The 10,704-nt window shown below is 74.3% G+C and carries 4 protein-coding genes; 3 read left to right on the forward strand and 1 reads right to left on the reverse strand.

All coding sequences use genetic code 11. The features are described 5' to 3' along the window. Both ABZS37_RS01325 and ABZS37_RS01330 read left to right on the forward strand, forming a co-directional pair. Positions 1-930: a phytanoyl-CoA dioxygenase family protein gene (locus ABZS37_RS01325; protein WP_355164799.1), complete on the forward strand. Its 930-nt coding sequence runs from the start codon at positions 1-3 to the stop codon at positions 928-930. Next, entirely contained in the window at positions 927-1,961 is a 1,035-nt protein-coding gene (locus ABZS37_RS01330) for a phosphatase PAP2 family protein (RefSeq protein WP_355164800.1), read from the forward strand. The genes ABZS37_RS01325 and ABZS37_RS01330 overlap by 4 nt, the downstream gene beginning before the upstream one ends. Here the strand turns inward: ABZS37_RS01330 and ABZS37_RS01335 are convergent. After that, on the reverse strand, positions 1,882-2,679 hold the full coding sequence (locus tag ABZS37_RS01335; RefSeq protein WP_355164801.1) for an alpha/beta fold hydrolase: 798 nt from the start codon (positions 2,677-2,679) through the stop codon (positions 1,882-1,884). The genes ABZS37_RS01330 and ABZS37_RS01335 overlap by 80 nt on opposite strands. 101 nt (positions 2,680-2,780) lie before the next feature. Between ABZS37_RS01335 and ABZS37_RS01340 the strand changes: the two genes are divergently transcribed. Continuing rightward, positions 2,781-10,703, forward strand: coding sequence for a beta-ketoacyl synthase N-terminal-like domain-containing protein (locus ABZS37_RS01340; RefSeq protein WP_355164802.1), 7,923 nt, complete (start codon positions 2,781-2,783; stop codon positions 10,701-10,703). Position 10,704 lies beyond the last annotated feature (1 nt).

The raw sequence follows: 10,704 nt of genomic DNA on the forward strand, positions 1-10,704 counted from the left end.
ATGACAACCACGGAATTCACGCTGACCGACGCGGAGCGGGCCGCGCTGCCCACCGACGAAGATGTGCGGTCGTACGCGGAGCGGGGCTGGTACCTGAGCCAAAAGCTCCTCACCGACGACGAAGTGGACACGCTCGTCGAGGCCAGCGAACGGTTCTACGCGGGTCACCGCGACCGGCGGCTGTCCAGCCGGCCGGCGAAGCTGGCCTACTGGGAGCCGGCACACGGCGACGTGCAGCGGCACAACGACTACGTGCACTACGAGAGCGACGAGATCGCCGCCATCCTGCGCAAGCCGATCATCGGCGCGGTCGCGGCCCGGCTGGCGGAAGCGGCCGAGATCCGGGTGTTCCAGAGCACGCTGATCCTCAAGCCGCCGAGCCCCGGCGAGCCGAGCAACATCGTGCCCTGGCACTTCGACCGCCACTACTGGCAGACCTGCACCTCTGAGCGAATGCTCACCGCCTTCATCCCGATGCACGAGTGCACCGAGGAGATGGGCACCATCACGATGGTCGACGGCAGCCATGCCTGGAAGGAGATCGGCGGGGACGACAAGACGACGAGGCACTTCGCCGAGCGCAATCGTTCCGAGCTGGAGGATCTGCTCGTCCGCAACGCGGAGTACAACGGCGCGCAGGTGGACAAGATCCCTATGCACATCCCCAAGGGGCACATGAGCTTCCACCACTGCCGCACGTACCACGGCAGCGGGGCCAACCGCAGCCCGCGTCCCCGGCGTGCCATCTCGTTGCACCTACAGGACGGCGACAACCAGTACCGGCAGTTCCACCGCTCGGACGGTGACCTCGTCGTCTACAACCACGATTCCCTGGTACGCCGTGACGAGGCGGGTCTGCCCGACTACAGCGACCCGCAGTTCTGCCCGGTTCTGTGGCAGTCCTTACCCGCTCCGGGCGAGACGGCATGACGATCGGCACGCCCCGGCCCGTGGCGGTTGCACGGGACCGGGGCGACGGCCGGCGCGACCCGTTGCTGTGGCCAGAGGAGTGCCTGTTCGCGGTGGCCCTTACGCTCGTCGCCGGGCTCGCCGTGGTCACCGGCGCGTTCTCGTGGGCGTTGGCCGGCACGTTGGCCGTGCTGGTCGTTGGGCTCGTGGCCGTGTTCGCGCTGTCGCGCCGTCGGCGTACATCGCCGTTGGGGTCGGCGGCGCTCGACAGGCCGGCGAGGTCGGGCGGCCCGGCGGGGCTGGCCAGGTTCGTTGGCGGGGTGGCCAGGACGGGGGTGCCGTTCCTGGCCTGCGTAGTGATCTACACGAGCCTACGGGCCATCACCCCGCGGCTCGATCTTCCGCTTGTCGATCCCGCGTTGATCGAGATCGACCGGGCCGTCTTCGGCGGTGACGTCAGCCGTTGGGTCAACGACACCCTCGGCTCGCCCGCACTGACGCTGTTCATGGTGATCTGCTACCTGAGCTACGGCGTGTCCCAGGGGGTGTACGCCCTGACGACGCATCTGCGGGGCCGGGTGAGGGAGTATCACGACTTCGCGCTCGCGATATCCATCACCGCTGTCGTCGGCTATTCCGGCTACGTGCTGGTGCCGGGGGTTGGTCCGCACATCTACCAGACCGACACGTACGCCGACCCGCTCCCTGGCCAAGAGGGGTCGATCGGCGGTGCGCTGGACGCCATCACCGCGGTGCAGGGCCCGGCGCGGGATCTCTTTCCAAGCCTGCACACCGCCATGACGGTGGTGCTGATGGTGTACCTGTGGCGCGACGCTCGTCGGTGGTTCTGGTGGTATCTGCCGCTCGGCCTGGGGCTGCTGTTGTCCACGCTGTACCTGCGCAAGCACTACGCCGTCGACCTGCTGGCCGGGATAGCGCTCGCGGCGCTGGCGGTGGTGGTGTCCGGGCGGGTCAACCGCTGGTGGTACGGGCCTCGGGTCGACCGTCCGGCCGGAGCAGTTCGGTCATTCGCGCCGTCACCGCCGCGATGACCTGCGGATGGTCGAGGAGGAAGTGTCCGCCATCGACAACGGTCAGGTCGAAGCGGTCGACCGTCTCCTGCTGCCAGGTCAACGTGCCCGCCGCGTCGGCCATCCGGTCGTGGCGGCCCACCACGGCAGCGATCGGGCACGGCAACGCCGGCCGGGGTGGGCGGGCGTAGGTCTCCGCCAGCCGCAGGTCGGTGCGCAGCACGGGCAGGGCGAGTCGCATCAGCGCCGGTTCGGCGAGGACCTCGGCCGGGGTGCCGCCGAGGCGCCGCAGCGACTCGATGAGCCGGTCGTCGTCCAGCGCGTGCAGGGGGCGGTGCGCGAGACCGGCGGCAGGTCCGTTGCGCCCCGCGACGATCAGCAGCGCCGGGCCCGGGCCGGTGCGTGGCAGTGTCGCCGCCACCTCGTACGCCAGCAGGGCGCCGAAGCTGTGCCCGGCCAGCGCGTACGGACCAGACACGCGGCCGCGCAACGCCTCGCACGCCGCGGCCACCAGCTGGGGCCAGTCGTCGATCGCCGGCTCCTGTCGGCGGGTGCCGTGCCCGGGCAGGTCCACCGGCTGGACCGTCACTCCGACCGGAAGCCATCGCCTCCACCTGGTGAAATGCGACGCCGACCCGCCGGCGGCCGGAAAGCCGAACACGGTCAGCGACGGCAGCCCGGCCAGCCCGTTATCCAGGGCACTGTCGCCAATCGAGACGTGATCTATCAGCATTGACATCTCGCTCCTCGTCCGTTGTACTTCAACGTACAGGGAAGTCACCAGGCGGGGAATCGCCGTTGTAGCTCGCCAAACGGATGTGCGTGGGGGGTGCCGTGGGGATGCGCCGTGACCGTCGCTCGGCCTCCAGGGCAGGCGGGACCGACATCGCCGTGGTGGGCGTCGGTTGCCGGTTCCCCGGTGACGTGAACGACCTCGACTCGCTCTGGCGCGTTCTGGAAGAGGGGCGCGACGTCACCGGCCGGGTGCCGGCCGGGCGGCCCGGCGCCGCCTCGCTGGACACGGTCGGCGTCGGTGGGTTCCTGCCCGACATCGACCTGTTCGACGCCGAGTTCTTCGGCGTCTCGCCGCACGAGGCGCGCGAGATGGACCCGCAACAGCGCCTCCTCCTGACGCTCGCCTGGCGTGCCATGGAGCACAGCGGCGTGCCGCTGGCGACCTGGGCCGGCAGCAACACCGGGGTCTACTTCGGCATTCTGGCGATGGACTACGCGGTCCTGCACGCCCGCACCCTCGGCGTCGACCACGTTGGCGCGCACTACGCCAGCGGCAAGGAGTTCAGCTTCGGCTCCGGGCGGGTGTCGTACACGTTCGGCCTGACCGGGCCGTGCATGACCCTGACCGCCGCCTGCGCGTCCTCGCTGTTGGCGGTGCACCTCGCCGCCCGCGCCCTGGCGGCCGGCGACTGCGACACCGCGCTGGCCGGCGGGGTGAACCTGATGGTCGGGCCGGAGCTCACCCTCTATATGCGACGGATTCAGGCGCTGTCGCCGCAGGGGCTCTGCCGACCGTTCGACGCAGCCGCCGACGGGGTGGTGCGCGGCGAGGGCGGCGCTGTGGTCGTCCTCAAGCGGTACGAGGACGCGGTCGCCGACGGCGACCAGATCTGGGGTGTGATCAAGGGAAGCGCGACGAACCACGACGGTCGCAGCGCCGGCCTGACCGCGCCCAACGCCGTCGCCCAGCAGCAGTTGCTGCGTAACGCACTCCGAGATGCCGGCGTGGCACCCGCGGAGGTCGGCTACGTCGAGGCCCACAGCACCGGCACGCCCCTGGGCGACCCGATCGAGCTCAGCGCGCTGGCGGCGGTCTTCGGCCCGGAGCGTCCACCGGAGCGCCCGCTGCTCATCGGCTCGCACAAGGCCAACTTCGGCCACCTCGACTCCGCCGCCGGCATCCTCGGGCTGCTCAAGGGCCTTCTGGTCGCGCGCACCGGCATGGTGCCGCCGCAGATCAAGCTCGCCCAGCCGACGCCCCGGTTCGGCTGGTCCGGCTCCGGCCTGGCCGTCCCCACCACCCCTACGGCGCTGCCCCATGCTCCCCAACGCCTGACCGGCGTCAGTGCGTTCGGCCTGTCCGGCAGCAACGTCCACGTGGTGCTCGCCGCGCCCGACCAGGACCGCCCGGCCCCGGCACCGGCACCCGTCCAGTGGCCTGTTCTGGTGCTGTCCGGCCCCACCGAATCGGCCCTGGCGGACCAGGTCGCGCGGCACGCGGAGCTGCTCGACGACCCTTCAGTGGCAGAGCCCGACCAGCTCGGCGACCTGCTGTTCAGCACCGGCGCCCGGCGCAGCCACCACACGCACCGGCTCGCGGTGACCGGCGCGACAGCCGCCGACCTGCGCGGCACGTTGGCCAGGCACCAGGACGGGGAAGCGTCCCCCACGGCGATCGGCGGCGAGCTGCTCCACGACGGGCCGGCGTACGTGGTGCACGTGTTCTCCGGCCAAGGCTCGCAATACCCGGGTATGGGTCTCGACCTCTACCGGGCCGACCCGACCATGCGCGCCACGCTTGACGAATGCGATGCGCTGATGCGGCGGATCGCCCGTTGGTCGCTGCTGGAGGCGCTGGGCCGCCGCACCGGCAGCCGGCTGTCCGACACCCGGTTCGCCCAGCCGGCGATCTTTGCGCTCCAGGTCGGACTCTCCCGGCTCTGGGCGCGGTGGGGTGTCCCGCCGGATTCGGTCGTCGGCCACAGCATGGGCGAGGTCGCCGCGGCCTGCGTCGCCGGCGCGCTGCCGCTGGAGGACGCGCTGCGGGTCATCGTGCTGCGTGGCGAGCTGCTGCAGCCGGCCGCCGGCAGCGGGCGGATGGCTGCCGTTGCTCTGTCCGCCGACGAGGTCACCGCAGCCGCCGAACGGTACGCCAGCGAGGTCGTGATCGCCGCGGTCAACGGGCCGCGCTCGGTCGTGGTCGCCGGCCCGGGGGCCGCCCTGGACCGGCTGCTCGCCGAGCTGAACGCCGCCGGGGTGCGGTGCGTGCCGCTGACCGGTGACTACGCGTTCCACAGCCCGGCGGTTTCGGTGTACGGAGACGAGCTGGAGCGCCAACTCGACGGGCTGACACCGGCCGCGTCGCGGGTGCCGATGCTGTCCAGCGTGGACCCCACCGCCGACGGGCCGTTGCCTGGCCCGGCCTACTGGGGTCGCAACGTGCGCGAACCCGTGCTGTTCTGGCCGGCGGTCGACCGGCTGCTGGCCCGGCGGCCGGCGGTTTTCCTGGAGCTGGGTCCGCACCCGGTGCTGACCGGGCCACTGACGGCGGCACTCGCGGCCCGCGCCCGTCCCGGCGCGGCGATCGGCAGCCTGGTCCGGGGCCGGCCGGCGGCGGAGACCATGACGCGAGCCCTCGCCGAGGCGTACTCGGCTGGTGTCGCGGTGGATTGGGCGGCCGTACACGGCGAGGGCCGGCGGTACGTGCCGCTGCCGCCGGTGCGGCTGGCCGGCGAAAGGTACTGGCTACCAAGCCCGCCGGTCCAGAACGGGGCGTCCGTCGCCCAGGCGTCACCGGATGCGGTGCGGGTGGGCTCCCAGGGGCCCGCCGACCCCGGGCACGGTGCCCGAGGGCTCGCCGGCCTGGCGCTCGGCGAGCTGCGGGCCGAGGTGCGCCTCATCGCGCCGGACGGCACCGTCGTCCAAACGCTGGCCGGGGTCGGTGTGCCGGCGGCCGCCGCGCACAACGGCAACGGTGGCCGGCCGAGCCAAGCCGCAGGCGACGGGAGCGGCGCCGTCACGGATGCCATCCGTTCGGGTGCGAACAGCGGCGACGCTGGTGGCGGTGTCGGCAGCGGCGGCCGTGAGGCCACCAATGGGGCACGCCCCCGCGCTGGCGCGCCGTCGGAGCGGGAGCGGATCGCCGCCCTGGTCAATGACGCGGCCGCCGAGGCTCTGGGATACGAGCCCGGCCGGCGCCTGGCACGCGGGCGCGGGTTCTTCGAGCTGGGCATGGATTCGCTCGCCCTGGTCGCTCTCGTCGGCCGGCTCGAACGCGAGCTGGGGGTGGTCCTCGGCGCCGCCGTCGGCATCGAGCACCCGACCATCGACGCCCTCACCGACTATCTCCTCACCGAGGCGCTCCCGGCTGAGCCACGGCTCCCGGCTGAGCCACCGCCGACCCGCGATGCGGTCGTCGCGCCGGCCGCAGGGGCGCTCGTTGGTCCCGCCGCGTCGGGGACGCCTGCCCCGGTCGCGGCCGGGACGTCTGGTCCGGTCGCGTCTGTCGCGCGTGGGCCGGCCGAGCCGGTGGCCATCGTGGGCATCGGCTGCCGCCTGCCACAGGCCGACGGCCCCGAGCAGTTCTGGCGGCTGCTGTGCGACGGCGTTGACGCCACTGGCGACGTGCCGGCGGACCGGTGGGACGCCGGGGCGCTGCTCGGTGCCGGGCCCGGGTCACCCGGCACGGTGGTCACCCGCCGCGGCGGCTTCCTGGACCGGATCGACCTGTTCGACAACGCGTTCTTCCGGATCTCGGCCCGCGAGGCCCGCGCCATGGACCCGCAGCAGCGCCTCTTCCTGGAGGTGGCCTGGGAAGCGCTTGAGGACGCGGGGATCACGCTGGAGCACCGACGCGCCGCCCGCGTCGGTGTATTCGTCGGCATGAACACCACCGACTACCAGCAACTGCTCACCCGGCGCGCCCGGGACGTCGACCTCTACTACGGCACGGGCAACTCCTTCAGCGGAACGGCCGGCCGACTGTCGTACTTCCTGGACGTGCGCGGCCCGAGCCTGGCGATCGACACGGCGTGCTCATCCTCGCTGGTCGCGGTGCACCTGGCCGTGCAGAGCCTGCGCGCGGGGGAGGCCGATGTCGCGCTCGTCGGCGGCGTCAACGTGATGGTCGGGCCCACCGTCCACCTGGCCATGTCGGCCGCAGGCGCGCTGTCGCCCGACGGTCGCTGCAAGACCTTTGACGCCGGCGCCGACGGTTACGGGCGCGGTGAGGGCGCCGGCGTGGTGGTGCTCAAGCCGCTCGCGCAGGCGCAGCGCGACGGCGACCGGGTCTACGCGGTGATACGCGGCAGCGCGGTCAACCACAACGGCGCCAGCGGCGGCCTGACCGTGCCCGGCGGCGACGCACAGGAGGAGCTGATCCGCACGGCGCTCACCGTGGCCGGCGTCGCCGGGTCAGACGTGGACTACCTGGAAGCGCACGGTACCGGCACGGTGCTTGGCGACGCCGTGGAGGTACGCGCGATCGCGCGCGCGCTCGGCGGCGGGCGCCAGCCGGACCGGCCGCTGCTGGTCGGGTCCGTCAAGACGAACATCGGCCACCTGGAGGCGGCCGCCGGCATCGCCGGGCTGATCAAGACTGCGCTGGCGCTGCGGCACGGTGAGCTGCCCGCGCACCTGCACGTTTCCCACCCCACGAGCCAGGTGGACTGGGCGCGGCTGCCGGTCCGGATCACCACGTCGACGACGCCGTGGCCGGCCACCGGCGGACGATCCCGGGTCGCCGGGGTGAGCGCGTTCGGGTTCACCGGAACCAACGCCCACGTGGTCCTCAGCGGGCCACCCGCCCCGACGGCGTCGCCGGGAAGCGGTGCCGAGCGCCCGATGCCGGGTGCCGGTCCGGCGTCGAGAGCCGGCGCGATCACCTCCGGCCGTGCTCACCTACTGGTTCTGTCGGCCGCCGGGGACGCCGCCCTGGCCGCCGCGCGGGACGGCTTCGCCCGGGCGCTGTCCGCCCCGGCCGACGCCGACGTCGGCGACATCTGCTACGCCGCGGCGGCCCGTCGCGCTCACCTGGAGCACCGGCTGGCGGTGGTCGGCCACGGGGCCGCCGATCTCGCCGCGGGGCTGTCCGGCCGCCCCGGCGCGCACCACGGCGTGGCCTCGGGCGACGCGGCGCGCCTGATCATGGTGTACGGCGACCGAGTGGCCGTGGATTGGCGTGCCCTGGAGCGGGACGAGCCGGCATTCCGGGGCACGCTGGACGGGCTCGACGACGGCGGTGTGGCGCGCGCGGCGCTGGCCGCCGGCGGCGCGGAGCGGGGCGAGCCGGCCGCCGTGCTGGCGGTCCAGCTGGCCCTCGCCGCCGTCTGGGAGGCGTACGGGTTGCGGCCCGACGCGGTTGCCGGCCGCGGCGTCGGTGAGTTGGCGGCGGCGTGCGCGGCTGGTGTGCTGGACCGGGCGCAGGCGGTCCGCGCGGCGCTCGACGGCGTGACGGTCACCGTGGCGACGCCCGCGGACAGGTCGGCGGCGTCCGTGCTGTGGCTGGCCTCGGTGGGCGGGCCGGTGTCCGGTCCGCACCTGCTGATGGCGCGGGCACCGGCGTCCCACTGGGACGCGCTGACCGCGTCACTCGCGGCGGTGGGGGAGCGCGTGCTGCTCGCGGTCGACGCTGGGCCGGACGCCGAGGCCGTCGCCGCAGGGCGGCAGCCGGGCCTCGCGGCCGTCAGCGCGGACCTGCGCCGCCCCGAGGGATTCCTGGACGTCATCGCCGGGCTGCACGTGCGCGGCGTCGGCATCCACTGGGAGACGCTGTTCGGCCGCCGCCCGTACCGGGCAGTGCTCCCGCGCTACCCGTGGCAGCGGCGCCGGCACTGGGCGGACGCGCCGGACCAGGCGATGCGGTCGGCACCCGCCGGGGCACCGTCGGCCGTGGAACGGACGTCGGCCGCGACCGCTGCTCCGGCCGCCACGACCGCTCCGGCTGTCACCGCGGTCTCGGCCGTCGCGCGCGAGCCGGTCGAGAGGGCATCCGACGATCCCGTCGGCGCGGTCCTGCCCGACGACGTCCGGGACCGCTGTGCGGCGCGGATGTTCACCGTCCGGTGGTGCCGCGTTTCTCCGCCCGCCGGAGACCCGGTCGGGAGGTGGCTCGTCGTCCCGCTCACGGGCGCGGCCGTCGAGGCGGGCCGCCGGGTGGCCGACGGGCTGCGGCTCGGTGGCGCCGAGGTGACCTGGCGGCCATCGTCCGTCGGCTCAGACCGCGACGACGACCCGGTCGGGGGCACGCCGGCCGACGGCGTACCGGAGGCAGACGCGCCCTGGGGCGAGGTTCCGCCGGATCACGGGATCGTGCTGGTTGCGGCCGCGGCACCCGGTAGCGTGCCGGCCGACGTCCTGGCCGCGCGTGTGTTGCGGGCGGCCCGTCGGCTGGGCACCGGGCCCGACGTGCCGCCCGGGCGGCTGCGCGTCGTCACCGCCGGGGCGCACCAGCCGACCGGTTCCGGCGAGGTCGACCCGACACAGGCGGCGGTGTGGGCGGCCGGGCGGGTGCTCGCGATGGAGGCGGCGCCCGGATGGGGCGGTCTGGTCGACATCGACCCGCAATCACTCGGCTCCGACCCGCGCCGGGCGGGCGGCGAGCCGGGCCAGACAGGCACCGAGCCCGGCTGGGCCGCCAGCGACGCGGCCGCACTGGCCGGGGCCCTGACGGCGCCGCGCGCCACCGGCACCGAGCCGGCCGAGGACGAGCTGTGTCTGCGCGACGGCGCCTGGTACGCCCCCCGGCTGTCCCCGGCGGACCCGCTGCCCGCCGCGCCGCCCGAGGTCGACTGCGACCCGGGCGCCTGGTATCTGGTGACCGATGCGCTGCACCCCGCCAGCCGGCCGTTCGTCGACGTGCTCGTGCGCCGTGGCCTGCGCCGGCTGATCGTCGGGGAGACCGCGCCGCCCGACGCCGTGCCCTCCCACGATGCCCGGCTCGACGAGCTGGCGGCGGCCGGCGTGGCGGTACGACGAATCAATCTCACGGCGGCGGACCTCACGGCGGCGGACCTCACGGCGGCGGACCTCGCGGCCGAACTGGCGCCGGACGCGCTGGGCGCCCCGCTCGGCGGCGTGCTGCTGATCGGCTTGCCCGTGCCGGCCGCCCCGCTCGACACTGTCGACGCGGCCTCGGTGTCGGCGGCCATGCGCTGGGCCGACCTCGTACACCGGCTGGACCTGGCGACCCGCGGACTCGCGCCGCCGCTGTTCTGCGTGACCGGGGCGGCGGCCGCGGTCTGGGGTGCCACCGGAATGGCCGCGCGGGCTGCGGCCGAGGGCGCGGTCGACGCGGTGACGGCCGCCCGGGAGCGCGCCGGCCGGCCCGTCCAGGTCGTCCGGTTCATGCCCGGCGACGACCCCGCCGAGCTGTCCCGCCGGGACCGGATGGTGATGGTCGACAGCGGCCTGCGGCCGCTGGCCGGGGCGGACGTTGGCGAGGCCTTCGAGGTCGCGCTCCGGGCGGGCCTGACCCAGGTCACGGTCGCGGATGTCGACGGTCCACGGTACGCGCGGGTGTGCCGGGAGCGGGCCTACCGCGCGTTCCTGGCCGAGGTCGGCACCGGATCCCCGGCGACCGGCGGCCGCGCGGGGGATGCCGGGCCGCCGGTCGCGCCGCTGGCCGCCGTCGTGCTGGCTCTGCCGGCTGAGCAGCGGACCGAGCACCTGCTGGAAACGGTGCTCGACGCGGTGGCCGAGGTGCTGGGCGAGGCGTCCGGGGTGGATGTCATGGCCCACCAGGGCTTCTTCGATCTCGGCATGGATTCGGTGATGTCGCTGAGCCTGCGCGGCTGGCTCGAGCGAGCGCTGGGGGTCGCTCTGCCGGCGACGCTCACCTTCGAGTTCCCCAACGCGGCGGCGCTCACCGATCACTTGCTGACGCTGCTCGACCCGACGGCGGCTCCGGCCGGTGGTCCGCCGACCGCCACGGCTCCGGGCGTGCTTGACGGGGCCGTCGACGACCTGGCGGCGATGCCCGAGGACGAGCTGATCGCGCGGTTGTCGGCCGCGCTCGCGGAGGGGAGCTGAG

The organism is Micromonospora sp. NPDC005413 (genome assembly GCF_040606435.1).
Classification (GTDB): Bacteria; Actinomycetota; Actinomycetes; order Mycobacteriales; family Micromonosporaceae; genus Micromonospora.